We start from the raw sequence: 25,030 nt of genomic DNA on the forward strand, positions 1-25,030 counted from the left end.
TTTGCGAGTCCTGGACGAATTTTCGCGTCGCCAGGTCAGCAGCACCATGGCGCGTCGCTAGGCCTCCGGCACCACTTCGTCAGCTCTCTTGTCCAGCCGCCAGCCCCGCCACACCGGATGCCTGAGCTTTCCGCTGCCCGTCCATTCCCCGAAGGTCACCTCGCCGACCAGGCGCGGCGTGACCCAGTGAGCGTCCGAGGCATCCTCGCTGGGAACGTCGTCGAACGGTGACGTCTTGCGGGCCAGATCGTCCACCTTCTGCCGGAGTCCTTCCAGTTCCCGGGTGCTGAACCCGCTGCCCACCCGGCCAACGTAGCGCAGCTTGTTGCCGTCGGGGATGCCCACGAGCAGCGACCCTACCGAGCTCTGCCGCCCGCCCTTGCCCGCCCGCCAGCCACCCACCACAACTTCCTGGGTCTGGTGCAACTTGATCTTGATCCACGTCCGGGTCCGCCGCCCGCTGACGTAGCGGCTGTCGGTCCGCTTCGCCATGACACCCTCAAGCCCCAGCTCCTGCGCACTTTCCAGAATGTGCTCGATCCTTTCGTCCAGGACCGGAGACAGCTCCACCGGGCAGTCCGAAGGCCGATAAAACTGCTCAAGGCGCTGCCGCCGCTTGACGAGCGGCAGCCGGCGAAGGTCCTCGCCACCGTCGTACAGCAGGTCAAAGAGCATCAGCCGGACCGGGATGGCTGCGCGGGCCTTGGCGACGTCGCCGGGCCGGGTCAGCTTCATGCGCCCCTGAAGCAGCCCGAAGTCGGGCTTCCCCGAAGGCCCGACGGCGATGATCTCACCATCGGCAACAAACGGCCCCGCCGGCCAGCAGGACCGGTCCGTCAGCTCCGGGTAGGTTGCGGTGACGTCGATGCCGTTGCGGCTGAAGATCCGGACCTTCTTTTCGTCCGCGACCAGCAGGGCCCGCACGCCGTCCCACTTCAGTTCAAACTGCCAATCGCTGCCGTGAAGGTCGGCGGCGGTCCCGGACGTTGCCATCATGGGACTGAATTCCTCCGCCGGTTCATCCTCCACGTGGGCCAGCCGCGGATGGAATGTGTGGTGGTCCTTGTCCATCAGGTGGATGAGCCATTGCCCTTCAGTTTCCCTGCCCTGCCCGCGGCCGGTGTGGATGAGGGCGAACTTCCTGGTGCCGCCCAGGCCCCCGCCCTCTGCGCCGGTCAGGGTGGCGATGACCTCTCGGCCGTTGATCCATTTCTCCAGTTCGTACGTGCCATGGTCCCAGATAGTGACCTCCCCGGCGCCGTATTGGCCTTTGGGAATGGTGCCCTCAAACGTGGCGTAGTCCAGGGGGTGGTCTTCGGTCTGGACCGCCAGGTGGTTCTTCCCGCCGGATTCCGGAACTCCCTTCGGCAGGGCCCACGACACCAGCACACCCTCGTGCTCCAGCCGGAAATCGAAATGGAGCCTGCTCGCATGGTGCTCCTGGATCACGAAGGTGTCCCCGTTTCCGGAGGTGCCGGAGAACGGCTCAGGCGTCCCATCCGGGTCCCGCATCGACCGGTACCGCTCCAGCCGGGCGTGCGCGCCGCCGTCGTCCGTCTTCCCGTCCGGGGGGCCAGGGTTCCCGGCGTCCCCCGGGTGCCCGGCACCGCGGCCGACGGCGGCGAACGGGTCCTTGCCCGCCTCCACCCGGCGCAGCACGGCGTCGTAGTCCAGGTGCTGCAGCTTGGGGGAGCCGATCTCCTGCCAGGTCCGCGGGGCAGCCACGGTGGGGGTGAGCCGGCCGCGCAGGGAGTACGGCACGATGGTGGTTTTGGCGGCGCTGTTCTGGCTCCAGTCCACGAGTACTTTGCCTTTGCGCAGCGTCTTTTTCATGTCGCTGACGGCGAGATTCGGGTGGTCCGCTTCCAGTGCGCGGGCCAGTTCGTGGGCAAAGTCCGAGATCTGATCGGAGGTCTGCGTGCCGTCAAGGCCGGCATAGAGGTGGATGCCCTTGCTGCCGCTGGTCACCGGCACGGGTTCCAGGCCCACGTCCTGCAGGATGGCGCGGGCCAGCCTGGCAACCTCGGCGCATTCCTCAAGCCCTGCGCCGTCGCCGGGATCGAGGTCAAGGACCAGGCGGTCCGGATTGAGCTGCTTGCCGTGCGAGTCCACCTGCCACTGGGGGACGTGGATTTCCAGCGAATTGATCTGGCCGAACCAGGTGAGCGTGGCGGGATCGTTCACCATCGGGTAGTAGATGGTCCGGTCCTTATGTGTGATGGCGGCGCGGGGGAGCCAGCCGGGCGCTGAATCCTCCAGGTTCTTTTGGAAAAACACCTCGCCGGGCTGTCCAGCGGAGCCCACGCCGTTGACCCACCGCTTGCGGGTGGCGGGCCTGTTGGCCGCTGCCGGGATCAGGACATGGGCCACAGCGGCGTAGTAGGCCAGGACGTCGGCCTTGGTGGTGCCGGTCTCCGGGTAGATGATTTTGTCCAAGTTGGTGAGGGTCAGCTCCCGGCCGGCCACCCTGACCCGCTCTTTAGGGCCGGCCATGGGTCTTCACCTCCGGCCCCGCGTGATGTTCACTTGAGGGATGAGAGCCATCTGGAAAGGTGCCATCGCGTTTGGCCTGGTCAACGTACCCGTGAAGGTCTACAGCGCCACCGAGGACCACGACATCAGCCTCCACCAGGTCCACAATGCCGACGGCGGCCGGATCCGGTACCAGCGCCGCTGCGAGGTGTGCAGCAAGATCATCGATTATTCGGACATTGACAAGGCGTTTGAGGACGATGGCCGGACGGTGGTCCTGTCCAAGGATGAACTCAAATCCATCCCGGCGGAGAACAGCCACGAGATCGAGGTGGTCCAGTTTGTCCCGTCGGAGCAGCTCGAACCCATGATGTTCGAGAAGAGCTATTACCTGGAGCCGGATTCCAAATCGCCCAAGGCCTACGTCCTGCTGCGCCGGGCGCTTGAGGATACGGACCGGGTGGCCATCGTCCAGTTCGCCCTGCGCGAGAAGACCCGGCTGGGGGCGCTGCGCATCAAGGACGACGTACTGGTCCTGCAGTCCCTGTTGTGGCCCGACGAGGTCCGGGAGGCCAGCTTCCCGGCCCTGGACACTTCCATCGGGATTTCGGCACAGGAACGCGAAATGTCCGCTGCCCTCGTGGAGTCCATGGCCGCCGATTTCGAGCCCGAGCACTTCACCGATGACTACCAGGTGCAGCTCCGGAAGCTCATCGAGGCCAAGCTGGAGAAGGGGGATTCGCTCGATACTGACGAGACATTCGGTGCAGACGCGGGTGAGGGCGGCAACGGCGAGGTCATCGACCTGATGGAGGCGCTGAAGCGCAGCCTGGAGCGGAAACGCGGCGGCGGGAAGCCTGCCGCGTCTGCGGAGGCGGGCTCCGGGGATACGGCCTCCGGAGACGCGGACGACGACGACACGGAAGAGAGTGCCGACAGTTCCGGCGCGAAGGCTCCCGCCAAAGCCCGTGCCAGGACTGCAAGCACGAAGACTGCTGCCGCGAAGCCCTCCGGAACCAAGTCCTCCGGGACCAAAGCCACCGCCGCGAAGCCTGCGGCGAAAGCCACCACAACGCGGGCGCGAAAGGGTGCTTAAAGCGGGCCGCGAACAGTCTGTGGTGGTGGGGATGGCCGCCGCCTAGGAGTTCCGCAGGGCGGCGATAAGCTCGCTCTTCTTTTTGGCTGAGTAGCCAGTGAGGCCTATCTCCTTGGCTTTGGCCTTTAGCTGCGGGACGGTCCAATCGTCGTAATCGCCGGCTTTCCCACCCTTGCGTCCCACCGCTGAGCGGCCCTTGTTGGCGGCCGCGTTCGAGATGCGGGCGGCCTTCTGCTTGGACGCTCCGTCGTCCCGCAGTTCCTCGTACAGTTCAGGATCTTTCAGGCTCGGGTTCTTCTTGCCGGGCATGTGGTCCTCCTTCGCCGGGTCCGGGATTAGCACCGTATTGGCTGGTCAGGCTTCCACGCTAATTCCGGGACTCGCGAAAAACAAGGAAGCAGTAAGGTTGCTTGCTTCCGTGGTGGGCCGTTAGCCCCAGACGCTTTACAGCCCGCCCTGCTGCGGCCACAATGGGTCGCATCACAGCGCTGTGGAACAGCGTGCTGTCACTCGAAGCCTGTCAAGGGAAAACCTGTCAAAGAAGAGGGGCGCCACCATGAATGACCAAGCGGACGTAGACGAGGCAGACCGGGCACTGAAGCAAAAGCACCGGGCCATGTGGGCCTCGGGGGATTACCCGGCACTGGCCAGTGAACTGGTACAGGATCTCGGGGCCATTCTGGTTGATGCCTGCGGAATCAAGCCGAAGCAGCACGTTTTGGACGTGGCTGCCGGTGCCGGCAACGCGGCCATCCCTGCGGCCATGATGGGCGCCCATGTTGTGGCCAGCGACCTCACCCCGGAACTGTTCTACGCCGGGCGACGGCAGGCTGCCGATCGCGGCGTTGGGCTTGAATGGGTGGAAGCGGACGCCGAGTCCCTGCCGTTCGAGGACGATTCGTTTGACGTGGTCACGTCCTGCCTGGGCGTGATGTTCGCGCCGCACCATCAGGCCGGAGCGGACGAAATTGTCCGGGTATGCAAACCCGGCGGCACCATAGGCCTGCTCAGTTGGACGCCCGAAGGCTTCATCGGAAGGATGTTTGCCACCATGAAGCCGCTCGCGCCGCCGCCTTCGCCCGGAGCCCAGCCGCCGCCGCTGTGGGGAAGCGAGGACCACGTGCGGGAACTCTTCGGTAGCAGGATCACCGATATCCAGGCGAAGAAGCGTTCGCTGGCCATCCGCAGTTTCCACCAGCCGGAGGACTTCCTGCGGTACTTCAAGTCCCACGACGGCCCCACCATCTCGGTCTATAAGTTCATTGGCGATGACAAGGATAAGGCGCAGGCCCTGGACAAAGCGCTCACCGAACTGGCCGATTCCTTTGGCGAGGCCCACGGTGATGCCGCGTGGCAAATGGATTGGGAATATCTGCTGTTGACCGCGAAGGAGGCCAGGTAGTGGCCGGGAATCTTGTGGCCACGTCCACCATCACCATCGAAGCTCCGGCGGACCGCGTCTGGACGGTCATCACCGATCCCGCCGCCGTCAAGGAGTTCATGTTCGGCGCGGATCTGGAAACCGACTGGACGGAAGGAAGCCCCATCGCCTGGCGCGGGGAGTGGGAAGGCAAACCCTACGAAGATAAGGGCGAGATCCTCGAGGTAGACCCCGGCCGCAGGCTGGTCCATTCGCACTTCAGCCCGCTGGGCGGTCAGGAAGACAAGCCGGAAAATTACCACCCGCTCACCTGGACCCTCGAGGGCCAGGGCGGTGCAACAACGCTCACGCTCTCGCAGGACAACAACGCCAACGAAGACGCAGCGGAACACTCCAAGGGCATGTGGGACATGCTCGTGGCGGACGTCAAGAAGATCGCAGAACGCGGCTAAGAAACCAGCGGCCGCCGTCGTACCTTCCCAGGAGAGGGGCCAGGCGCGACGGCGGCCGCTGGCGTCAGGCTGTTTACTCGGCGTCGTGGTCCGTTTCCAGGATCTGCGCCAGACGCTCCAGGGCGTCATCCGCGCCGGTACCTTCTGCACGGAGCACCACAACATCGCCGTGGGCGGCACCCAGGCTCATGAGGGACAGGATGCTGGCGGCGTCCATTGCCTCATCGACCGGCTCGCCCTGGCGGGCGATGGTGATGTCCAGGTCGAACTCGCCGGCGGCCTCGGCAAAGATGGCGGCGGGGCGGGCGTGCAGGCCTACTCGGCTGGCGACGGTTGCGGTGCGTTCTGACATTCTTGCTCCTATTGTCTTTCGGCGCGTCCGTTGGTTCAGCGCCGTGGGTGGTGGTGCGGTGCGGCCGGTCAAACCGTTACTGGAACCGACTCAACGGTAGCAGCGGGCTGGCGGACGGCCCAGCGCTTGAGAGCGATCACTGACAGGGCGGTGACGATGGTTCCTGCCGCAATGGCGACGACGAACATCAGGAAGTTATCGATTGCGAAGAACACGAAGATACCGCCGTGAGGGGCCTTGGATCCTACGCCCGCCGCCATGGAGATGGCGCCGGTGACAGCTCCACCGAGCATGCTGGCGGGGATAACGCGGAGCGGGTCAGCGGCAGCGAACGGGATGGCACCTTCGGAGATGAAGGAAGCTCCCAGCAGCCATGCTGCCTTTCCGTTTTCGCGCTCAGCAAGGCTGAAGCGCTTCTTGTCCAGGACTGTCGATGCCAGGGCCATGGCCAGCGGCGGCACCATGCCAGCGGCCATGACAGCTGCCATGACCTGCCACGGGGCCTGGTTATCCAAGGAAGCGGCACCAAGTCCGGCGACGGCGAAGGCATAGGCGACCTTGTTCACCGGGCCGCCGAGATCGAAGCACATCATGAGGCCCAGGATGACGCCCAGAGCGATGGCGCTGGCGCCGGTAAGGCCGGACAGCCACCCGTTCAGTCCCGCAGTAAGCGCAACGATCGGGCCACCGAGGATCAGGAACATCAGGCCCGACGCGACCAGGGAGGCGAGCAGCGGGATGATCACCACCGGCATCAGGCCGCGCAACCAACGCGGCACGGCCCAACTTCCGATCACATGGGCGGCGTAACCGGCGAGCAAGCCGCCGACGATTCCACCGAGGAAGCCTGCGCCCATAAAGCCGGCAACGGCGCCGGCAACGAAGCCCGGTGCGATGCCTGGCCGGTCGGCGATCGCATACGCGATATAACCGGCCAGGGCAGGCACCAGGAAGCCCATGGACAGTGCGCCGATCTTGAAGAGCACGGCACCAAGGTAGGCGCCGAGTGGTCCCCAGGCGTTGTCAGGGTATTCGGTGGGCAGGTTGAAGATGCTGTTTTCCACCACGATCGCGTTGGCGAAATCAGTGATCAGGTAGCCGCCCAGCAGGAAGCCCAGGGCGATCAGCAGGCCACCACCGGCGACGAACGGGATCATGTAGCTGACACCGGTGAGGAGTGCCTTCTTCAGCTTTTGGCCGATGTGTTCGCCCTTTTCGGTGGCTTCGTTCTCAGCCTGTTCCTCGGCCCCGAAGTGGGGGACTCGGCGCGCATTCGGATTGGCAGCGGCAGCGAGCGCCTCCTGGACCATCTTGGCCGGCTCGTCGATGCCGCGCTTGACGGGGGCGTTGATGACGGGCTTGCCGGCGAAGCGCTCCTTGCCGCGGACATCCACATCCACGGCGAAGATCACGGCTTCGGCGGCGGCAATGACGGCAGGGTCAAGCGGCTTGGCGCCGGAGGAACCCTGGGTCTCCACCTGCAGGTCCACGCCCATTTCCTGGGCTGCGGCCACGAGTGAATCGGCGGCCATGTAGGTGTGGGCGATGCCGGTGGGGCACGCGGTCACGGCCACCAGACGCCGGGGGCCAGCGGTGGTTGAACCAGTAGCAAAAGCACCGGCAACAGCAGCAGCGGGCGCAGCTTCGGCAACAGCAGCAGCTGCGTGGGCCGCCGGCTTATCCGCCAAAGCGCCGTCCACCAGTGCCACGACCTCTTCCCGCGAAGATGCATTGCGGAGTGCCGCAGTGAAATCCTTTTTGATCAGGGACCGGGCCAGCTTGGACAGCAGCTGCAGGTGCTCCTGGTCCGCGCCGTCGGGCGCAGCGATAAAGAAGACCAGGTCCGCGGGCCCGTCCTTGGCGCCGAAGTCCACCTTGGGGTTGAGCCGGGCCATGGCCAGCGTGGGTTCGATGACCGCAGCAGAGCGGCAGTGCGGGATGGCGATGCCGCCGGGGATGCCGGTGGCGGTCTTCTGTTCGCGGGCGAAGGCATCGGCGAAGAGGCCTTCGACTTCTGACGCGCGGCCGGTGGCAGCTACTTTGCTGGCCAGGTGCCGGATCACGTCCTCGGGCGAGGTGCCCAGGTTCTGGTCGAGCACGACCAGTTCGGTGGTGATGAGCTGAGTCACTGTCAATCCTTTCGAAGAGCCGTGATGGTTACGGCATCCGGGGTGGTTTGGTGGACTGCCGGGACAGTGGAACCCGGCAGGGAGGCGGCGGCGGCACCATGTGCCACCGCCTGACGGAGGCAATCGGCCGGGGCGGCGCCCTGGCCGTGGGCGAGCAGATAGCCAGCCAGCGATGAATCGCCCGCACCGACCGTACTGACCGCGGCGACCGGCGGATGCGTGGCCAGCCACGCGCCGTCGGCCGTTACCAAGACAGCTCCCTTGGATCCGAGAGTTGCCAGCACAGCACCCACACCTGAACGCACGACGGCGGCGGCGGCTGCCGCGGCAGCCTCCGGATCCGCTTCCAGTTCGTCTGCGGTGGACGCCGTGGCGAAGCCGGCTGCAGCAGCCAGTTCCGCCAGTTCCTCGGCGTTGGGTTTGAGGAGGTCCGGTTTCCCGGACACACCGTCCTGTGAAGTACCATGCTGTGCCGTGCCGTCCGGCGAGATGCCGGAGACGGCGGCAACGAGCGGGCCGCCGGAGGAGTCGACGGCGATCAGCGGGGCGCCGCCGTCGGCCGCAGTCCGCAGCCGCCGGGTGACGGTCGCGTAGAAGTCGGCCGGGAAGCCGGGAGGCAGGGAACCTGCCAGGACTACCCAGCTGGCGCCGCGGGCGCGTTCCAGCAGCAGGCCGATCAGGGCTTCCTGCTGGTCTGCATCCATGATGGGTCCGGGCTCGTTGATCTTGGTGGTCACGCCACCCGGCTCGGTGAGTGCCACGTTGGTGCGCAGCGGCTCGTCGATGGGAAGGGCCGCGAACGGAACGCCATCGTGGAGCAGCCCCGCGAGGACGGGGTCACTTTCAGCGCCCGGAAGCACCGCGATGGTCTCCAGACCGGAGGCAACCAGGGCCCGTGATACGTTGACGCCCTTGCCGCCGGATTCCTGGCTGACCGAGACCGCGCGTTGGACTTCGCCGCGTTCCAGGGGGCCGGGCAGGGCCACCGTGCGGTCCAGGCTGGGGTTGGCCGTGAAGGTGACGATCATGCGATCACCACGTCAACGCCGGCCTCGGTCAGGGCTGCCGCGAGTTCGAGGCTGGGCTCGCTGTCTGTAATCAAGGTGTCCAGATCTTTCAGGGAGGCGAACTGGACCAGGGTTTCCACGTCCAGCTTGGAGGAATCGGCCAGCACCACGATGCGGTGCGCCGAATGGACGAAGGCCGCCTTGACGGCGGCTTCTTCAGGATCGGGAGTGCTAAGGCCAAAGCTGGCGTGGATGCCATTGGTGCCGATGAAAGCGACGTCGGGGCGCAAACGCTGCGCCGCTTCCACAGTTGCCTGCCCCACCGCGGCCTGGGTGAGCCCGCGCACCCGGCCGCCGAGGATTTGGAGGGCGATGCCGGGCGCGCTGGACAGTTTCGCTGCGATGGGGACGGCGTGGGTGATGACTACCAGTTCAGCGCCGGGTCCGGTAGCGGAAGGCTCGACGGCGGTGCGCCGGGCGAGAAGGTCGGCCAACGCTTCAGTGGTGGAACCGGCATCGAGCAGGATGCTGCCGGACGTGGCCTGGGGGATCAGGGCGAGGGCCGCCTGTGCGATGCGCATTTTCTGGTCCGGGCGCTGGATGGTCCGTTCGTTGATGCTTTCCTCGGTGGTGCTGAAGCGGTCGGCGGAAACCGCTCCGCCGTGGACACGGCGCACAGTGCCGGTGCCTTCGAGGGTGGCTAGGTCGCGGCGGACAGTTTCGGTGGTGATGCGGAAACGCTCAGCCAGCAGGGTCACGCTCACCCGGCCCGTGCGGGCCACAAGCTCGGCTATCTTCTGCTGGCGCTCCTCGGCGAACACGGACCCTCCATTGCGTAAAGTGCTGAATCCCCAGTGCCCTGCAATCCAGTGACTGGCATCACATGATGTTGAATTACTTGACTTTATCTTTGTCTATGTTGGTTTGTCAATGAAAACCATAAAAACACAGAATCCCCGGGAGTTTTTGTCCACGTATTGCGAGCCGAACGGCCCGAAAGTCCCGATAAGTGGACAAAAACTCGCGGGGCGGGGCGAGTCGGGTTAGGCCTGGGTTAGGCCGGAAACGCAAAAGCCGGGCCCGACCTTTTCGGTCGGGCCCGGCTTCCGGGTGGTTTTGAAGCCTAGATGCCGCCGTCGCGGCTTTCGTTGCGGGTGATGCGCTCGCCGGTGTTGGGATCAACCACCGACCGGGTTTCGCTGACCCGGCGGCTGCGGCCCGGTGAGGCCAGGATCAGGGAGGCGATCAGGCCGATTACGCCAACGGCCATCAGGATGTAGCCAATCAGGGCTTGGTCCACAAAGGGAATCAACCCCGGGGCTACGGCCCAGGCCAGGATGGCACCGAGTGCAATAAGGAAAATAGAGGAACCGATTCTCATGACTTGCTCCTTAGTTGTTCGAATACGTGTGATGCCATGCTTGATAAGCATGCTGTCTTACGCTCACGCTACAGCCCGTCGGGGCGCGATTCAATGATTGGGCCGCCCGGGGCGCGCCAACGTCTTGGCTGTTCAGGAGCCTGGCGCTCGTTAGGCTGATCTGATGGAGACTGTTGTTTGGTCCAAACCGGAGGCTGAACGGGGCGGCACGCCGCTGCTGGTCATGATGCATGGCTACGGCACGGACGAGTCCCGGATGGTTCGGCTGTTTGAATACCTCCCGGCCGAGTTCACTTGTGCCGCGCTGCGGGCGCCCATGGTGATCGGCGACCACTACGGCTGGTTCCTCCTGGACTACTTCCTGGCCAACGATTTCGCGGATGTCATCACCGCCACCAACACCGTCCAGACGTGGATCAACTCCGTCCGGGGCCAGCACAGCAGCGTCAGTCTGTTGGGCTATTCCCAGGGAATGGCCATGGCCAGCACGCTGCTGCGCCTGCATCCCGCGGATTACCAGGCAGCGGTGGGCCTCTCCGGTTTTGTGCTGGAAAGCGAACTGCTGTCGCTGACCGAATCCTTCACGGCCCCGCCGCCCTTCTTCTGGGGTCGGGACAAGGCGGACCTGGTGATCAATGAGGACGCAACGGCCTACACCGGACAATGGCTGAACGAAAACACCCGGCTGACCGCCAGGACATATCCGGGCATGGGCCACGCCATGAGCAAGACGGAGATGGTGGACGTCAGCGCCTTCCTGCGCCACTACGTGCTCGGCTGACTGCATTGCTCCACTCAACTGCATGCCGGGCTGAAATCCGTACCCCGCACGGCGTGTGCCCGGTATCGCAACATGAGAAAAAACAGTTGCACGCCCAATTTGTAAGCGCTTACACTCGTCGGTGGCCCACCCTTGCGGGCCATTGAAACCATCGGAAAGGGAAGCCGGACACATGCCACGTGCCATGCCTCCTGCCTGCCTTGCGCCGCCGGCCCGCGTCCGCCAAGTTGTCAGGCCGTGCCAAGGCGCCCATGATGGAAGAAGACGTTCAACAGCAGCCCACCGGCCCGCCGAGGTTTTCACCCTGGCCCTCAGCCGCCCCTGCTGACCCGGCGGCATCGTGGCCGCCCTCCCCGCTCCTGCTCGGCCCCTCCTTGCTGCCCCCGATTTTCGGGCCGCTCCACTTTTCTGCCCGCTTTACTTTTCTGCCTGCTTACCTACCGCCCAGTGACAACCCGCCCGTGACAGCCCGCCTGTTGCCCGCCGTCTGAAAGGACACCGCGCATGACTGACGTTCTGAACACCCGAAGCACCAGCTGGACCACCGCCTCCGCCATCCTGTTCGACCTCGACGGCGTGCTGACCCCCACGGCCACTGTCCACGAACAGGCGTGGAAGGAACTTTTCGAGGGCTTCCTGGCGTCCCGTCCGGATGTGCCCGGCTACCGCGAGGACGACTACTTCGATCACATCGACGGCAAGCCCAGGTTCGACGGCGTCCGGGACTTCCTGGCGTCCCGCGGCATCGCTCTGCCCGAAGGTGCGCCAAGTGACGGCACTGCCGGTCATGCGCCCACCGAGGGCGCCGAGCAGGATGCCACCCGGCAGGACCCCGCCGATGCCACCGTCCAGGGGCTGGGCAACCGCAAGAACAAGATCTTCAACGACATCGTCAGCGCCGGCGTCGAGCCGTTTGCAGGCTCGGTGCGCTTCCTGGAAGCCGCGGTGGACCGCGGACTCAAGGTCGCCGTCGTCTCCTCGTCCCGGAATGCTCCGGCAGTCCTGAAGGCCGCAGGCTTGAACGGGCACTTCGAAATAGTGGTCGACGGCGTCGTGGCTGCCGCCGAAGGCCTCCCCGGCAAGCCGAGCCCGGCCACGTACCAGTACGCCGCGGAACTGCTGGGCCTGCCCAGCGAAGAATGCGTGGTGGTTGAGGACGCCGTCTCGGGCGTCCAGGCCGGACACGCGGGGCACTTCCACTCGGTGATCGGCGTGGACCGCGGTGCCGGCCGGCAGACCCTGCTCGACGCCGGGGCCACGCGTGTGGTCAACGACCTCAACGAGCTCCTCTAACGCCAATCGCCGCCTGACGCTCCCCGGCCTCAGGCACGAAGCACCTCCCCGCACCGCACAACGCCAAAGGACCCCAACACCATGGCTCTTATCACCGCGGACCGTGAACGGTTCCCCAACACCCCCTGGCAGCTTGTGGAAACACGCCACCAGCCGGGCAGCGCGGGCACGCTGGAAACGCTCTTTGCCCTTGGCAACGGGCATCTGGGTATCCGTGGCGCCCACTGGGCGGCCGCGGACGCCGATCTTCCGGGCAGCTTCATCAATGGCCTGCACGAGATCTGGGATATCAAGCACGCGGAGAACGCATTCGGTTTCGCCCGGACCGGACAGCGGATCATCTACATCCCGGATGCGAACAACTTCACAGTGGTCATCGACGGTGAGAGCCTCATGCTCGCCGAATCGACAGTCCTGGATTACCGCCGCTCCGTTGACTTCGCCACCGGCATCTACGAATGCCGCATCACCTGGCTGTGCCGGTCCGGCGCCACGGTGACCACCACCGAACGTCGCGCCGTGGGCTTCGCCTCACGTGGCAGCCTGGGCATCTCGCTCGAAGTGGCTTCGGACCGCGAGGTTTCCGCCGACGTGACGTCGTCCGTCATCAACCGCCAGGACCAGCCTGTGGAGGACCACTCGGCGCATGACCCGCGCCGGGCAGGCCGGCACGCCGGCCGGGTCCTCCTGCCGGTAAGGACCGACGGCGGCGACGGCTCGCTCCGACTTTCCTGGGAAGCGGCGGAATCCGGGCAGCGCGTAGGAATCGCCGTGGACCACTGGACCTCGGCCGGGCACCAGCCTTTCGAGACTGTGGCGGGCGAGGATGAAAGCAGCGTCCGCTATGTCCTGGCAGTAGGTGCCCAGGAGCCGTTCCGGCTGGAAAAGAGCGTCAGTTACGCAGCGGGCCGCGGCGTCCAGGACTCGGCTCGGGACGCCGCGGAGGCCGCCGAAGCCGGGCTCCGGACTGTGGAGGACATCTTCACCGAGAGCAGCGAGCACTACCGCGCGTACTGGGCCACCTCGGACATCATGGTGGGCGGCCAGCCCGAACTCCAGCAGGCCATCCGCTGGAACTTGTTCCAGCTTGCCCAGGCCACCGCTCGGGCCGACATCGCAGGCATCCCCGCAAAAGGTGTCACAGGCTCAGGTTATGAGGGGCACTATTTCTGGGACCAGGAGGTCTACCTCCTGCCCTACCTCACGTACACCAACCCCGACGGCGCCCGCCAGGTCCTCGAGTTCCGGCATGACATGCTGCCGGCCGCCAAGATCAGGGCCAAGGAGCTCAGCGTGGACGGCGCGCTGTTCCCGTGGCGCACCATCAACGGCCTTGAAGCCAGCGCCTATTACGCCGCCGGCACCGCGCAGTTCCACATCGCAGCCGCCATCGCCTTCGCCACCAACCGCTACCTGTGGGCCAGCGGCGACGAAACCTTCCGCGGAGGCATGGGCGCCGAACTGCTGATCGAAACCGCCCGCATGTGGAGCTCCCTGGGCTTCTTCGGCAAGGACGGGCAATTCCACATCCACGGTGTTACCGGTCCGGACGAATACACGGCCGTTGTCAATGACAACCTCTACACCAACGTGATGGCCCGGTTTAACCTCCGCGCCGCCGCAGCGTTGGACCACCCGGAGATCGACGACGCGGAACGCGAGCTGTGGGAGCAGGCAGCGAACCGCATGCAACTGCCGTTCGACGATGACCTGCAGGTCTACTCGCAGGACAACGACTTCATGACCCTGGAATCGTGGGACTGGACTACTCCCCGGTCCAAGTACCCGCTGCTGCTGAACTTCCACCCGCTGGTGATCTACCGGCACCAGGTGCTCAAGCAGGCAGACACGGTGCTGGCTATGTTCCTGCAGTGGCAGGATTTCTCCGCCGACGAGAAGCGCCGCGCATTCGATTTCTACGACCCCATCACCACTGGCGATTCCACCCTGTCCGCCTGCGTGCAGGGAATCATGGCTGCCGAGGTGGGGCACCCCGAAGCTGCCCTGGAGCACTTCACGAACGCCGTTTTCATCGACCTGGACGACACCCACGGAAACACCATCGACGGCGTGCACATCGCCTCCGCCGGGGGAGTCTGGAGCTCGCTTGTCTCCGGCTTTGCCGGGCTCCGGGACCAGGGCCACCTGCCGTTCTTCGATCCGAGGCTTCCGGCGGAGTGGGAGGCATTGTCCTTCCACCTGAAGATCCAAGGACGGCTGCTGCTGGTGGAGCTCGACGCCGGTGCACTCACCCTCAGCATCCGCAGCGGCGGACCGCTCGACGTGGATGTCCGCGGCCAGGTGCACACCATTGGTGAAGATGCAGTCCGGGTTGCCCTGGATCCCTTTGAGGTTCCGGAACGCACTGTCTTCCCCAGCGGGCCTCCGACGGCGAGCCTCCCCATTGTGAGGTGAGGCTCCCGCCTGAGGTGATTCCGCGCCTCAGGTGATTGCGCGCCTGAGGTTAAGCAGGCAGCGTCAGTCTCCTGCCGCCGTCGCGCGTTCCACTTCTGCTGGCCTCTCCAGCGGGTGGGCCAGTTCGTCGGCGGGCATCCGGGCAGCGATCATGGCGATCACCGCCAGGACGGGACAGACGCCGCCGGCGAAGAGGAAGATCGCCCAAATCGGGAACACCTCGGCTGCCGGTCCGGCCAGCGCCATGGAGACCGGCATCAGCGCGAGGGACACAAAAAAGTCGAGGCTGGATACCCGTCCCAGCAGGTGGCTGGGCACGCGTCGTTGCAGCAGCGTTCCCCAGATGACCATGCCCACGCTGCCGGTTGCCCCGAACACAAACATCGCGGCGGCCATGGTCCAGAAGTTGTCCAGAATACCGACGGCGGCCAGTGGCAGGCTGCCTGCACCCCAGGACACCATCATGACCGAGAGGTAGCGGCGCGGCAGTTTCAGGGACGCGGTCACCAGCGAACCGGCGGCCCCGCCCACGCCCATCACTGCAAGCAGGAAGCCGAACATGCGCGAGTCGCCGCCGAGTTGGTCACGGACCACAAACGGCATCAGCACTTCGATGGGGCCAATCAGGAAGAGCACGGAAACGCAGGCCCACAGCAGGGTCCACAGCAGCCACGGGGTGCGGATGGTGTAGCTGACGCCCTCGCGGAGGTCGTGGAAGACGGACGTCTTCGCGGCACCCGTTGTCCCGGCCTCGGCCTCGGCGCTCCGGCCGTGAGCCCTGCCGTCGGCCCCGTTGTGGGGCGCCCCCAGCGCATGGCGCCCCAGGAAGTTCAGGATGATGAACGCCAGTAGATGGCAGGTGGCCACTCCGGTCACGGCGTGCGACGGCGAAAGCGCCGCCACCACCACGCCCGCCACGGCGGGTCCGGCAGCCTGCTGCAGGATGGGCCGCATGGTCCCCTCCATGCCGTTCGCGGCCAGCAGGTCTTCGGGCGGCAGTATGCGCGGCAGGATCGCGGAGTAGGCGGGGAAGAAGAACGCGGCGCCCACGCCCAGGACAAAGCTTCCCACGGCAAGGTGCCACAGCTGCAGCCAGCCAGCCATGGCGAGCCCGCTGATCGCCGCGATAATCGCCAGGTTGGCGCCTTCGACGGCAATGATGAGGAGCCGCTGCGGCACACGGTCAGCGGCGATCCCGCCGGCGAGGACAAAAGCCACCAGGCCGATGCTGCCGGCGGTGGCCACCAGGGACAGTTCCAGCGGTCCGCCGCCGAGGTGGATCACCTGGTAGACCATGGCGACAGCCCACATTCCCGATCCGAAAATGGAGATGGCCAGTGCGGAGATGAGGACCCGGTACTCACGGTGCGCAAAGGGCCGCAGGGCTTGAAGCACGGGCATAGGGCAAGTCTAGGCTCGGCCGGTTCTTGGCGTAACTCAGAGGCATGGTTCGGTTGGGGCCGGAACCGCATTAGTCTTAAGCACCCTTAGTGTTAAGGCAGGTCCGCAGCCAAAACTGCCGGCGGACACAAGCAGTACCGAAGCAGAGGTGACCATGGCCAGGCGCAGAAATCCCGCAGTACGTATCGCACAGGAGACCGCCCATAACGCGGTGTTCGACTCCGACGGCAAACCGAAACCCGGCGTCCACAACGTGCTCCTCCGGGCAGTCGAAATCCAGCGGCCCCTGGTGCTCGCCTACGTCCGGCGGCTGCAACGAAAACACCCGCGCGCCAGTGCCGCCAAGCTCGCGGAGATCCTCGAACGCGACTACCTTCGGGCGGTGGCTGGCGGCGGTGCAATCGTTGGCGCAACTGCCGTTGTGCCCGGCGTCGGAACCGTGGCTTCCCTGGGCCTCTCCGCTGCGGCTACCGTTGGCTTCCTGGAAGCCACAGCCCTCTATGCCACGTCGCTGGCGGAACTCCATGGCATCCGGCTGACCAACCCGGAAAAGGCCAGCACCATGGTCATGGCCATCATGCTGGGCGAAGAAGGCACGGCACTGCTGGGAACGCTGAGCGGCCAGGCCATGGGCAAGGGAGCCAGCCCCACGCAGGCGTGGGGCAACGTGCTGACCAAGTCCATGCCATCGGGCTTCGGTGCCATTCGGAACAAGATCCAGAAGGCCTTCCTCAAGAACCTGCTCAAACGCCAGGGCACTGCGCTGCTTGGCCGGGCGCTTCCGTTCGGTATCGGTGCGGTGGTGGGCGGTGCCGGTAACCTCATAATGGGCCGCGCCGTGGTGGCGAACGCCAAGGAGGCCTTTGGCCCCGTGCCGGACACCATCCCGGGGGAGCTCAAGGCCGTGGCGGCGGAACCGGAAAAACTTACTCTGGAGGGCAACAACCTTGGATCTTAACGCTGACCTCGGCGAATCGTTCGGCTCGTGGAACATGGGGAACGACGCCGCGATGTTCCGGCTCGTGACGAGCGCCAACGTGGCCTGCGGCTTCCACGCCGGTGATCCCATCACCATGCTGGACAGCTGCCGCGCCGCCTTCGAACTTGATGTGACCGTCGGTGCGCACGTGGGGTATCGGGACCTGGCCGGGTTCGGCCGCCGGTCCCTGGACATGTCCTTCGACGAGCTCTTCGGCGACGTGCTCTATCAGCTGGGCGCGCTCGACGGCGTGGCGCACGCCGTCGGTGCCTCCGTTGACTACGTCAAGCCGCATGGCGCCCTGTACAACCGCCTGGTTCACGACGCCGAGCAGGCCTCTGCCATGGTCGCCGCCATCCAGGCCTACGACCCCGGGCTGCCGATCCTCGGGCTGCCCGGCTCGCAGCTGCTGATCCAGGCCAAGGAAGCCGGCCACCCGGTGTTTGTTGAGGCCTTTGTGGACCGCGCCTACCAGGCGGACGGGACCTTGGTGCCGCGCTCCCAGACTGGTGCTGTCCTGCACGACGTCGACTCGATCGTTGAGCGGGCCGTGCGGCTCGCGACGAAGGGCGAAGTTGTCGCAGTCGACGGCACGGTGGTTCAGGTCAGGCCCGACTCCCTGTGCATCCACGGCGACACCCCCGGGGCCGTGGAGATGGCCGCCGGTGTTCGTGCCGGACTCGAAGCGGCCGGCGTTCAGCTGGAGTCCTTCGCGTAGTCAGCCCACTGCAACGCGGGGTCACTTACGGCCCATGCCTCGCGCCAACATGGGCCGTAAGTGACCCCGCGTTGCTTTTGGAAGGGCCAGGTCAGCCGAAGACCAGGTGCGCCGCGCTGAAGATGACCAGCCCGGCCAGTGAGCCCACCACTGTGCCGTTGATCCGGATGAACTGCAGGTCCTTGCCCACCTGGAGTTCGATTTTCTGCGACGTTTCCTCGGCATCCCAGCGGGCCACGGTATCGGTGATCACGCCTGCGATGTCGGAGCGGTAGGTCCGCACCAGGTAGCCGGCGGCGTCGCCGATCCAGGCGTTGACCTTGCCGGCAAGTTCGGCGTCGTTCACCAGCCGTGAGCCGAAATCGCGTACTGCCGCCCTGAACCGCACCGTCAGCTCGCTGTCCGGATCGTCCACCGCAGACAGCAGGGCGCTCTTCACGGTTCCCCAGGTGCGGGAGGCCAGCTCGCGGACCTCGGGGTCTCCCAGAACCTGTGCCTTGATGTCCTCGGCCCGGGCGATCATGACGGGATCATGCTGAAGATCCTGCGCGAGGTCGTTCAGGTACTTGTCGATCTGCTGCCGCACCTGGTGGTTCGGATCGGACTGCACGGCGCGCGCGAACTTGAGGATCTCCACGTAAACCTTGTCGCCCACCAGCCCGTCCACAAACTGCGGGACCCAGGTCGGGGAGCGGTCCGAGACCAGCCGGCTGACGGTTTCGTGGTTGTCGTCCACCCAGTCCGCGGCGCGGTCCACCAGCAGGTCCACCAGCTTGTGGTGGTGCCCGTCGGCAAAAATCCGTTCCGCCATCCTGCCTACGGGCGGTCCCCACGGCGGAGCCAGCAGGTGCTTACGCACCATTCCCTCGATGACCGCCTGGACGTCGTCGTCGTTCAACACCTTGAACGCACCGCGGATGACGGCGGCACCCTCCTTCGCCACCCGCTCGGCGCCACCCGGCCCGGCAAGCCATTGGCCGGCCTTTCCGGCGACGTTTACGCTGGCCAGCTTGTCCTGGACCACCTGTTCCGACAGGAAGTTGGTCTCCACAAATTCACCCAGCGACGCCCCGATCTGGTCCTTGCGGCGCGGGATAATGGCGGTGTGCGGGATCTTGATGCCCATGGGGTACTTGAAGAGCGCGGTGACGGCGAACCAGTCGGCCAGCGCGCCCACCATGCCGCCCTCAGCAGCGGCGCGGACGTACTGCAGCCACGGATATTCCTTCTGCAGCGCGAACGCGAAGACAAAGATGACCGCCATGGAAATGAGGAGTCCCAGCGCCAGAAGCTTCATTTTCCGCAGCGCTGCCGCCTTTTCGGCGTCCCCGGCGCTGAGCTGATGACCGGCGACGGCGGCACTGGCCTTGGGGGACCGCGACGCGGGATCTGGGGGCCCGGGCGGGGGCTGGCGGGTAGTTGGCTCAGAGTTCACCTGCATGTGCCCAGCCTAGCCCCGCGCCGCCGGGCAGCGTCCGCTAGCGTGTCCTCATGACATTCGAGGAGTCTGAGCCGGAAAGGCCACTGGTTTTTGCTCACCGGGGCGCCAGCGCGGCATTTGCCGAGCACACACGCGCCGCTTACCTCCAGGCGATAGCCGATGGCGCAGACGGGGTTGAGTGCGACGTCCACCTCACCCGGGACCAGCACGCCGTACTGCTGCATGACGCCAACCTGGACCGGACCTCGGACGGGACCGGGCCCGTTGCGGACCGAACCCTGGCGGAGTTGCGGCTGCTGGACTTTTCGTCCTGGAAGGGCGCCCGGATCCCGGAGGAATACGGTGCCCGGTCTGAGCAGCTCCTGACCCTGCCGGAACTCCTAAACATCCTGCGCGGCGTTGGCCGGCCCATCGGACTGGCCATCGAGCTCAAGCACCCCAGTCCCTATCAGCTGAAACTGGAAGACCGTGTGCTGGACGTACTCCGGGCAGAAGGCTGGGACGCCGGAACTTCGAGGGTGGACAACGTCCGGGTGACGTTCATGAGCTTCAGCCCCGATTCGGTGAAGCATCTGCTCCGGAGTGTGCCGGCCGAATTCATCTGCCAGCTGGTGGACGACATCGACGTCGACGAACTCCGCGACGAACTGAGCCTGGGCCCCGTGACGGGCGGCGCAATCGCCAATTTGATGAAGGCGGCGCAGCTGGAAGGCGAACGCATCCTGGATGACTGCGAGGTGGGACTCGCGGGGCCGGGCATCATGTACGTCCGCACGCACGCACGGACGGTGCAGCGCTGGCTGGAATCCGGCCGCCGCTTCCGCGTGTGGACCGTGGATTCCGAGCGGGACGTGGCGCTCTGCCAGGGACTGGGGATTCACGAAATCACCACGAACAAACCTGCCAGTGTACTGGCGCAGCTCCAACCGAGCGGGCAACAGGTCCAGCTGCCCTCCTGAGCCTGTGCTGTCTGCCTGTGTTATTTAGGCCTCTGCTGTTTAGCCGCCGGAGCGGCGCTGTGATTGAGTGGACCCATGCCTTTTCGCTGGTCCGCCCGGGCCACCCAAACAGTCTCCGCGGCGGCCATGAGCGCGCTGCTGATGACCAGCGCCATGAAGCACTTCCGCGAGCCAAGGTTCTTCGAACAGGTGGTCCCTGACTACCTCTGCCGCGAGATTCCGGGTGCTCTTGGCGCGTCGCCGCGGGGGAGCGAAGCACCGGCGCCCGACGGCGGCAAGCGGCCCTTGGCCGTCATGTCACGGGAGGAATGGATTGCGGTGAGCGGACTGCTGGAGGCGGGCGCCGCCGTCGGCCTCCTGATCCCGGTGACGCGGCAGGCTGCTGCCACCGCCGTTACGGCTATGTTCGCGGTCTTCCTGGCCGGGCACGTGGACGCCCTTCGGCGCGCGTATGGCCCTGCCGGTTCGCCGGCGCAGCGCAACGTGCATACTGTCAGGCTGCCGCTTCAGGTGCCGCTGATCCTGTGGGCCTGGAGCCTGCGGAAACCGGGACGACGGCGATGAAGCTGCTCGCCTCGCCCGCCGTGCGGGTGGGAATCTCGATCAGCATTGCAACGGGGCTTTACGGGATTTCCTTCGGCGCACTGTCTGTCACCTCCGGACTTGATTTCTGGCAAACCATGGCGCTCAGCCTGCTGCTCTTCAGCGGCGGCTCCCAGTTCGCGTTCATCGGTGTGGTGGCGGGCGGAGGATCCGGTATTGCCGCCATGAGCGCGGCCACGCTGTTGGGCATGCGGAACGGCATCTACGGCATGCAGCTCAACGCCCTCCTGCATCCGACAGGCTGGCGGCGGTATGTCGCGGCGCAGGTCACCATCGACGAGTCGACCGCCACCAGCAGCGGGCAGACTGATCCTGGTGAGCAACTCCGGGGTTTCTGGACGGCCGGCATTGGCATCTACATTCTCTGGAACCTGTTCACCGCAGTGGGTGCCCTCGCCGGCAGCGGGTTGGGCGATCCCAAGCAGTGGGGCCTGGACGGTGCAGCGGTGGCCGCATTCCTGGCCCTGCTGTGGCCTCGGCTCAAGGGCCGGGAACCGGCGGCGATTGCTGTGGTGTGCGCCCTGGCCACGGTGGTGGCCGTGCCGTTCGTTCCCGCGGGCGTGCCCATCCTGATTGCCGCCGTCGTGGCTGCGCTGATCGGCTGGTTCAGCCACGGACGCAGTGATGAAGGCCTGGAACCGGACGTGGATCCCTACCACCCGCACCACGGGCGCCGGGACCGGATCAGCAACACGCGCCGGGACAAAGAACCGGACACGCGTCGGGACAAGCACGGGGACGGCCACGGGCAGGCAGGGCAGGCGGGCACATGAATCTCTGGATCTGGTTGTTGCTGGCCTGCGTCCTTGCCTACGCCTGGAAACTGGTGGGCTATCTCGTCCCGGCAAAGCTGCTGAAGGACCCCCGGATGTCGCGTATTGCCGGCACCATGACCATCGGACTGCTGGCATCGCTGACCATCGTCAACACTGTGGCGTCCGGCCAGACGCTGGCCGCCGACGCGCGGCTGGGAGCCCTCGCCGTCGCGGCCGTCGCACTGGCCTTTCGGGCGCCCTTCCTCGTGGTGGTTGTGGTGGGTGCCGGTGCTGCAGCCCTGCTGCGGCTGATCGGTTGGAACTGACCGTCCAACTTGTGAAACCGGCATCAAACTACTGGTGGTGCGGTTCACATGCGTTGTAGCATGGGCCTGGCTATGCAGTTGGCCGTGGACTCTCGTGAGAGCGCTGGCCATGGAGATAGGACTGCACCCAGCCGGTTCAAGACCCATCAAAGCCCGCCGTCAGGCATCTGGTGGTAGGCGAGCAGGGCTGCCGGTCAAGCGCTTCTTTACCCGGTTCCGGTCCTTGGCCGACCTGCCGCCTGAGGACCTGGATTTACTTTCCGAGCGCATACGACGGGCCCTGGACCTCGGCCAGGGAGCGAATATGGCCGTCCTGCACGCGGCGGTTCGGGCCGAAGTCCGAAACCGGGAAACGGAACCGGACGGCTGAAGGCCGGAAAAATGTCGGCGTGACGCAGTTTGCAACGCCCAAAGGAGCCCCTTAGATGAATGATCAGCCCGATCCCAACGCGCCCGATCCGGGCAGCGGAACCGACGACCCCAAGGGTTCGGACCCGAAGCCGCGGCCGGTGTACGACACCAGTGTCTCCGAATCGACGCGGGAACTGCGGGATACTTCCCGTCGCCGTCGCGACGCAGAGGAGAAGCTGCAGCAGCATCTGGTGGAGGCCAAGGAGCATGTGCCCCACGACTACGATCATGACCCGCACAAGCATGGCAAGGAACACACCGGGGCGGAGGGGAAAGACAGCGCCGGGCGCCAGGAAACCCCGCCCGCAGAACCCCAGCCGTAGGCCGGTCAGGCCGTTTGTTCATCCTCTGGCGACCCGATCCGGCGGGCGCTTTCTTCAACTCCCAGCTCGTACCAAACCTGCGCACCGAACACTGGGGTGGGAGTGTCGAGGTTTTGGAAGAGGGTGTCCAGCAGATTGGCCAGGTCTTCCGCTGCCAACGAAGGAAGGATCTTCTCCGGGCCGAGGGGGTCGTGGATGAGCCGGGACAGGTCAGCCTGGTTCATCGGCGGACGATGGCGTTGGATTGGTTGCGCCGCGGTTGTTTCACTATTGCTCCCTCTGAAGATTCAGAGGCTGGCTGCGTAACCCTACCCGAGTCTAATCCAACCTTGGGACACCAACAATGGGGCGACGGGGGCTCTGTGCAAGCGAGTGCTTACCCGGCCCGGCGGTTGGTCAGGCGTAGGGTGTCAGGTGAACTGTGGACCCTGTAGCTGCGGAGCGGGCAGCGGTACATGCGCGGGCAACGGGCGGTGGGGCCGTTCCGCGCGGATGGCGTCCTCGATCAGTGCCAGCGGGCGGCGCCAGGCATCGGAACCGGGCTCCATGGTGTCCACGACGCCGATCAGCATGGCGAGCAGGCGGAACATGTCAGTCATGGAAATATCGGAACGCAGGGTGCCCTGACCTTGGCCGCGGCCAAGCAGGACGCTCATGGAATCCATCAGTGAGCCGGTGATGCCGGTGAGGAGTTCGCGGCGGCCCGCAACGGCGCCCAGCAGGTTGGCATCAGCGCTGGCCGCGGCCATGAGGGCTTCGAGGACGCGCAGCAGCCCCGCGGTTGCGTCGATGTCAGCCAATGCGCCCGCCATGACGGGGTCCACGGTCTCGCGAAGCTGCCGGTTGAGGGCGGCCAGGACCAGCTCCTCCTTGTCGGCGAAGTTCCGGAACAGGGTGGCCGGGCCAACGCCCGCCGTCAACGCGATGGTCTGGAGTGGAACCTCGGGACCATGCTCCCGGAAGCACTGGCGCGCGGCCAGGATGATCTTGTCCACGTTCCGGGCAGCGTCTGCGCGTAGTGGCTTGCGGACGACAGCAATGCTCATTCGTTCAGGTTAGCAATGCGGCAGGCAGCCACCATGGTTACCGGAGGGTAGCCGGCTATGTGACGCTTTGCCGGCCTCGCCAAACCCGTTCCGGGTTGGGCTGCATGACAGACTTGCCCTATGTTGCTTGCATTTTCAGTCGCCCCGTCCGGTACGCCCGCCGGGGGATCGCGTCCCACCGACGCTTCAGTGCACGACGCCGTTGCGGCCGCCGTGCGGATCGTCCGGGAGTCGGGCCTGCCCAACCAGACGGACTCAATGTTCACCACCATCGAGGGCGAATGGGACGAGGTGTTTGACGTCGTCAAGCGCGCCACCGAAGCCGTGGGAGAGTTTGGCAGCCGTGTCTCACTGGTCATCAAGGCGGACATCCGGCCTGGCTACAAGGGCGAGCTCAGCGCCAAGGTTGACCGCCTCGAAGAGGCACTCTCAGAGGGTTCCTAATTCCTGTCACGCCAAGCATGCTTTTGGCGCCGCCGGGTCGCCGTGCCCGCGTCAGTTCAAGGATATGACGCCCGGGTTGCGCCAAAAGCCTGCTCCACGTGACGCTGCCCTGCAGTAACTGGACGGGTTTCCTGCGCCGAGTTCTGGACCGGCGCATGCCTGCGTGCCAGACTGTGGCCATGTTTGAGCACAAGACCCAGCCGGGGTGGGCGGCCGTTGAAGACTTCCTCACAACTACAGTGGTGCATCCGGACGCTGCGCTCCAGCAGGCGGTGCGCTCCGCCGTCGATGCGGGGATGCCGCCCATTGAAGTCACGCCCAACGCCGGCAAGCTGCTTAAGCTCCTGGTTCAGCTGTCCGGCGCCCGGAGGGTTCTGGAGATCGGCACCCTGGCCGGGTTCAGTAGCATCTGGATGGCGCAGGGACTGCCCGACGACGGCCGGCTGGTGACGTGCGAATATCTCGCCAAGCACGCGGACATCGCCAAGGCGAATGTGGAGGCGGCCGGGTTGAGGGACAAGGTAGAGGTCCGCGTGGGCGCTGCCCTGGACACTTTGGCCGCGCTGCAGGCGGAGGGCCAGGAGCCGTTCGATTTTGTGTTCATCGATGCGGACAAGGAAAACGACGTCGCGTACCTCGAATGGGCCGTGCGCCTGGGCAGGCCGGGAACCACAGTGGTCCTGGACAACGCCGTCTGGGAGGGCGCCGTGCTGGATCCTTCCATGGACCAGGTCAACGCCCCGGGGATCATCAGCGCCCTGGAGTTGCTGGGCCAGCACCCGCAGCTCGACGCCACCGTGATCCAGACTGTCGGCTCCAAAGGCTGGGACGGGTTTGCCCTGGCACGCGTCCGCTGAGCGCACAG

General features: G+C 65.7%; 26 protein-coding genes. 15 read left to right on the forward strand and 11 right to left on the reverse strand.

The window, feature by feature from the left end:
• Positions 1–57: 57 nt before the first annotated feature.
• Positions 58–2,493, reverse strand: a complete 2,436-nt coding sequence (locus FYJ92_RS01690; RefSeq protein WP_185262329.1) for an ATP-dependent DNA ligase — start codon at positions 2,491–2,493, stop codon at positions 58–60.
• A gap of 40 nt (positions 2,494–2,533) precedes the next feature.
• Here FYJ92_RS01690 and FYJ92_RS01695 point away from each other — a divergent pair, with 40 nt between their 5' ends.
• On the forward strand, positions 2,534–3,568 hold the full coding sequence (locus FYJ92_RS01695) for a Ku protein (RefSeq protein ID WP_185262330.1): 1,035 nt from the start codon (positions 2,534–2,536) through the stop codon (positions 3,566–3,568).
• 42 nt (positions 3,569–3,610) lie between these two features.
• On the opposite strand, the gene FYJ92_RS01700 is transcribed toward FYJ92_RS01695, so the two are convergent.
• The gene (locus FYJ92_RS01700) at positions 3,611–3,877 is read right to left on the reverse strand and encodes a Rho termination factor N-terminal domain-containing protein (RefSeq protein ID WP_185262331.1); all 267 of its coding nucleotides are present in this window, start codon (positions 3,875–3,877) and stop codon (positions 3,611–3,613) included.
• Between the two features lie 247 nt (positions 3,878–4,124).
• On the opposite strand from FYJ92_RS01700, the gene FYJ92_RS01705 reads away from it, so the two are divergent.
• Both FYJ92_RS01705 and FYJ92_RS01710 read left to right on the forward strand, forming a co-directional pair.
• Positions 4,125–4,970, forward strand: a complete 846-nt coding sequence (locus FYJ92_RS01705) for a class I SAM-dependent methyltransferase (RefSeq protein ID WP_185262332.1) — start codon at positions 4,125–4,127, stop codon at positions 4,968–4,970.
• Complete coding sequence (locus FYJ92_RS01710) at positions 4,970–5,401, forward strand: SRPBCC domain-containing protein (RefSeq protein ID WP_185262333.1); 432 nt, start codon at positions 4,970–4,972, stop codon at positions 5,399–5,401. The genes FYJ92_RS01705 and FYJ92_RS01710 overlap by 1 nt, the downstream gene beginning before the upstream one ends.
• A gap of 73 nt (positions 5,402–5,474) precedes the next feature.
• On the opposite strand, the gene FYJ92_RS01715 is transcribed toward FYJ92_RS01710, so the two are convergent.
• The 5 genes from FYJ92_RS01715 to FYJ92_RS01735 form a co-directional block, all read right to left on the reverse strand.
• Positions 5,475–5,753: an HPr family phosphocarrier protein gene (locus tag FYJ92_RS01715; protein ID WP_185262334.1), complete on the reverse strand. Its 279-nt coding sequence runs from the start codon at positions 5,751–5,753 to the stop codon at positions 5,475–5,477.
• A gap of 68 nt (positions 5,754–5,821) precedes the next feature.
• Positions 5,822–7,882 (reverse strand): fructose-specific PTS transporter subunit EIIC, encoded by a 2,061-nt coding sequence (locus tag FYJ92_RS01720; protein ID WP_185262335.1) that lies wholly within the window; start codon positions 7,880–7,882, stop codon positions 5,822–5,824.
• A gap of 2 nt (positions 7,883–7,884) precedes the next feature.
• Positions 7,885–8,910, reverse strand: coding sequence for a 1-phosphofructokinase family hexose kinase (locus FYJ92_RS01725; protein ID WP_185262336.1), 1,026 nt, complete (start codon positions 8,908–8,910; stop codon positions 7,885–7,887).
• Complete coding sequence (locus FYJ92_RS01730; RefSeq protein WP_185262337.1) at positions 8,907–9,710, reverse strand: DeoR/GlpR family DNA-binding transcription regulator; 804 nt, start codon at positions 9,708–9,710, stop codon at positions 8,907–8,909. Before FYJ92_RS01730 ends, FYJ92_RS01725 begins: the two co-directional genes overlap by 4 nt.
• A gap of 302 nt (positions 9,711–10,012) precedes the next feature.
• Positions 10,013–10,270 carry a DUF6458 family protein gene (locus FYJ92_RS01735; protein WP_185262338.1) on the reverse strand — a complete coding sequence of 86 codons (258 nt, stop codon included), beginning with the start codon at positions 10,268–10,270 and terminating at the stop codon, positions 10,013–10,015.
• A 163-nt stretch (positions 10,271–10,433) separates the two neighbouring features.
• Here FYJ92_RS01735 and FYJ92_RS01740 point away from each other — a divergent pair, with 163 nt between their 5' ends.
• The 3 genes from FYJ92_RS01740 to FYJ92_RS01750 all read left to right on the forward strand — a co-directional run bounded on the left by FYJ92_RS01740 (position 10,434) and on the right by FYJ92_RS01750 (position 14,759).
• Positions 10,434–11,051 (forward strand): alpha/beta hydrolase, encoded by a 618-nt coding sequence (locus tag FYJ92_RS01740; RefSeq protein ID WP_185262339.1) that lies wholly within the window; start codon positions 10,434–10,436, stop codon positions 11,049–11,051.
• Between the two features lie 504 nt (positions 11,052–11,555).
• Positions 11,556–12,344 (forward strand): HAD family phosphatase, encoded by a 789-nt coding sequence (locus tag FYJ92_RS01745; protein ID WP_185262340.1) that lies wholly within the window; start codon positions 11,556–11,558, stop codon positions 12,342–12,344.
• A gap of 81 nt (positions 12,345–12,425) precedes the next feature.
• A complete protein-coding gene (locus FYJ92_RS01750; protein WP_185262341.1) occupies positions 12,426–14,759 on the forward strand; it encodes a glycoside hydrolase family 65 protein in 2,334 nt (777 codons plus the stop codon).
• Between the two features lie 63 nt (positions 14,760–14,822).
• Here FYJ92_RS01750 and FYJ92_RS01755 read toward each other — a convergent pair whose 3' ends face one another.
• Positions 14,823–16,160, reverse strand: a complete 1,338-nt coding sequence (locus FYJ92_RS01755) for an MFS transporter (protein ID WP_185262342.1) — start codon at positions 16,158–16,160, stop codon at positions 14,823–14,825.
• A gap of 154 nt (positions 16,161–16,314) precedes the next feature.
• On the opposite strand from FYJ92_RS01755, the gene FYJ92_RS01760 reads away from it, so the two are divergent.
• Both FYJ92_RS01760 and FYJ92_RS01765 read left to right on the forward strand, forming a co-directional pair.
• On the forward strand, positions 16,315–17,118 hold the full coding sequence (locus FYJ92_RS01760; protein WP_185262343.1) for a hypothetical protein: 804 nt from the start codon (positions 16,315–16,317) through the stop codon (positions 17,116–17,118).
• Positions 17,108–17,857, forward strand: a complete 750-nt coding sequence (locus FYJ92_RS01765) for a LamB/YcsF family protein (protein WP_185262344.1) — start codon at positions 17,108–17,110, stop codon at positions 17,855–17,857. Before FYJ92_RS01760 ends, FYJ92_RS01765 begins: the two co-directional genes overlap by 11 nt.
• 91 nt (positions 17,858–17,948) lie before the next feature.
• Here FYJ92_RS01765 and FYJ92_RS01770 read toward each other — a convergent pair whose 3' ends face one another.
• Positions 17,949–19,298 (reverse strand): DUF445 domain-containing protein, encoded by a 1,350-nt coding sequence (locus tag FYJ92_RS01770; protein ID WP_185262345.1) that lies wholly within the window; start codon positions 19,296–19,298, stop codon positions 17,949–17,951.
• A gap of 50 nt (positions 19,299–19,348) precedes the next feature.
• Between FYJ92_RS01770 and FYJ92_RS01775 the strand changes: the two genes are divergently transcribed.
• The 5 genes from FYJ92_RS01775 to FYJ92_RS01795 all read left to right on the forward strand — a co-directional run bounded on the left by FYJ92_RS01775 (position 19,349) and on the right by FYJ92_RS01795 (position 22,675).
• Positions 19,349–20,257, forward strand: coding sequence for a glycerophosphodiester phosphodiesterase family protein (locus FYJ92_RS01775; RefSeq protein ID WP_185262346.1), 909 nt, complete (start codon positions 19,349–19,351; stop codon positions 20,255–20,257).
• Between the two features lie 75 nt (positions 20,258–20,332).
• A complete protein-coding gene (locus FYJ92_RS01780) occupies positions 20,333–20,821 on the forward strand; it encodes a hypothetical protein (protein WP_185262347.1) in 489 nt (162 codons plus the stop codon).
• Entirely contained in the window at positions 20,818–21,633 is an 816-nt protein-coding gene (locus tag FYJ92_RS01785; protein ID WP_255482371.1) for an AzlC family ABC transporter permease, read from the forward strand. Before FYJ92_RS01780 ends, FYJ92_RS01785 begins: the two co-directional genes overlap by 4 nt.
• Positions 21,630–21,941: an AzlD domain-containing protein gene (locus tag FYJ92_RS01790; RefSeq protein WP_185262348.1), complete on the forward strand. Its 312-nt coding sequence runs from the start codon at positions 21,630–21,632 to the stop codon at positions 21,939–21,941. The genes FYJ92_RS01785 and FYJ92_RS01790 overlap by 4 nt, the downstream gene beginning before the upstream one ends.
• Before the next feature lie 425 nt (positions 21,942–22,366).
• Positions 22,367–22,675, forward strand: a complete 309-nt coding sequence (locus FYJ92_RS01795; RefSeq protein WP_185262349.1) for a hypothetical protein — start codon at positions 22,367–22,369, stop codon at positions 22,673–22,675.
• Positions 22,676–22,680: 5 nt separating this feature from the next.
• Here FYJ92_RS01795 and FYJ92_RS01800 read toward each other — a convergent pair whose 3' ends face one another.
• Entirely contained in the window at positions 22,681–22,899 is a 219-nt protein-coding gene (locus FYJ92_RS01800; RefSeq protein WP_185262350.1) for a hypothetical protein, read from the reverse strand.
• 186 nt (positions 22,900–23,085) lie between these two features.
• Positions 23,086–23,721, reverse strand: coding sequence for a TetR/AcrR family transcriptional regulator (locus tag FYJ92_RS01805; RefSeq protein WP_185262351.1), 636 nt, complete (start codon positions 23,719–23,721; stop codon positions 23,086–23,088).
• Between the two features lie 120 nt (positions 23,722–23,841).
• Here FYJ92_RS01805 and FYJ92_RS01810 point away from each other — a divergent pair, with 120 nt between their 5' ends.
• Entirely contained in the window at positions 23,842–24,165 is a 324-nt protein-coding gene (locus FYJ92_RS01810; RefSeq protein WP_185262352.1) for a thiamine-binding protein, read from the forward strand.
• 179 nt (positions 24,166–24,344) lie between these two features.
• Positions 24,345–25,022 (forward strand): O-methyltransferase, encoded by a 678-nt coding sequence (locus FYJ92_RS01815; RefSeq protein ID WP_185262353.1) that lies wholly within the window; start codon positions 24,345–24,347, stop codon positions 25,020–25,022.
• Positions 25,023–25,030 lie beyond the last annotated feature (8 nt).

Origin of the sequence: Pseudarthrobacter sp. NBSH8, from assembly GCF_014217545.1 — a bacterium.
Lineage (GTDB): Bacteria > Actinomycetota > Actinomycetes > Actinomycetales > Micrococcaceae > Arthrobacter.

What these genes read in the sequence shown, in the direction of transcription:
- FYJ92_RS01745 (WP_185262340.1), top strand. Translation starts at nt 11,556, where the DNA reads ATGACTGACGTTCTGAACACCCGAAGCACCAGCTGGACCACCGCCTCC.
- FYJ92_RS01800 (WP_185262350.1), bottom strand. Translation starts at nt 22,899, where the DNA reads ATGAACCAGGCTGACCTGTCCCGGCTCATCCACGACCCCCTCGGCCCG.
- FYJ92_RS01795 (WP_185262349.1), top strand. Translation starts at nt 22,367, where the DNA reads ATGAATGATCAGCCCGATCCCAACGCGCCCGATCCGGGCAGCGGAACC.
- FYJ92_RS01810 (WP_185262352.1), top strand. Translation starts at nt 23,842, where the DNA reads ATGTTGCTTGCATTTTCAGTCGCCCCGTCCGGTACGCCCGCCGGGGGA.
- FYJ92_RS01785 (WP_255482371.1), top strand. Translation starts at nt 20,818, where the DNA reads ATGAAGCTGCTCGCCTCGCCCGCCGTGCGGGTGGGAATCTCGATCAGC.
- FYJ92_RS01760 (WP_185262343.1), top strand. Translation starts at nt 16,315, where the DNA reads ATGGCCAGGCGCAGAAATCCCGCAGTACGTATCGCACAGGAGACCGCC.
- FYJ92_RS01815 (WP_185262353.1), top strand. Translation starts at nt 24,345, where the DNA reads ATGTTTGAGCACAAGACCCAGCCGGGGTGGGCGGCCGTTGAAGACTTC.
- FYJ92_RS01740 (WP_185262339.1), top strand. Translation starts at nt 10,434, where the DNA reads ATGGAGACTGTTGTTTGGTCCAAACCGGAGGCTGAACGGGGCGGCACG.
- FYJ92_RS01790 (WP_185262348.1), top strand. Translation starts at nt 21,630, where the DNA reads ATGAATCTCTGGATCTGGTTGTTGCTGGCCTGCGTCCTTGCCTACGCC.
- FYJ92_RS01780 (WP_185262347.1), top strand. Translation starts at nt 20,333, where the DNA reads ATGCCTTTTCGCTGGTCCGCCCGGGCCACCCAAACAGTCTCCGCGGCG.
- FYJ92_RS01700 (WP_185262331.1), bottom strand. Translation starts at nt 3,877, where the DNA reads ATGCCCGGCAAGAAGAACCCGAGCCTGAAAGATCCTGAACTGTACGAG.
- FYJ92_RS01705 (WP_185262332.1), top strand. Translation starts at nt 4,125, where the DNA reads ATGAATGACCAAGCGGACGTAGACGAGGCAGACCGGGCACTGAAGCAA.
- FYJ92_RS01750 (WP_185262341.1), top strand. Translation starts at nt 12,426, where the DNA reads ATGGCTCTTATCACCGCGGACCGTGAACGGTTCCCCAACACCCCCTGG.
- FYJ92_RS01725 (WP_185262336.1), bottom strand. Translation starts at nt 8,910, where the DNA reads ATGATCGTCACCTTCACGGCCAACCCCAGCCTGGACCGCACGGTGGCC.
- FYJ92_RS01770 (WP_185262345.1), bottom strand. Translation starts at nt 19,298, where the DNA reads ATGCAGGTGAACTCTGAGCCAACTACCCGCCAGCCCCCGCCCGGGCCC.
- FYJ92_RS01805 (WP_185262351.1), bottom strand. Translation starts at nt 23,721, where the DNA reads ATGAGCATTGCTGTCGTCCGCAAGCCACTACGCGCAGACGCTGCCCGG.
- FYJ92_RS01715 (WP_185262334.1), bottom strand. Translation starts at nt 5,753, where the DNA reads ATGTCAGAACGCACCGCAACCGTCGCCAGCCGAGTAGGCCTGCACGCC.
- FYJ92_RS01695 (WP_185262330.1), top strand. Translation starts at nt 2,534, where the DNA reads ATGAGAGCCATCTGGAAAGGTGCCATCGCGTTTGGCCTGGTCAACGTA.
- FYJ92_RS01755 (WP_185262342.1), bottom strand. Translation starts at nt 16,160, where the DNA reads ATGCCCGTGCTTCAAGCCCTGCGGCCCTTTGCGCACCGTGAGTACCGG.
- FYJ92_RS01735 (WP_185262338.1), bottom strand. Translation starts at nt 10,270, where the DNA reads ATGAGAATCGGTTCCTCTATTTTCCTTATTGCACTCGGTGCCATCCTG.
- FYJ92_RS01775 (WP_185262346.1), top strand. Translation starts at nt 19,349, where the DNA reads ATGACATTCGAGGAGTCTGAGCCGGAAAGGCCACTGGTTTTTGCTCAC.
- FYJ92_RS01690 (WP_185262329.1), bottom strand. Translation starts at nt 2,493, where the DNA reads ATGGCCGGCCCTAAAGAGCGGGTCAGGGTGGCCGGCCGGGAGCTGACC.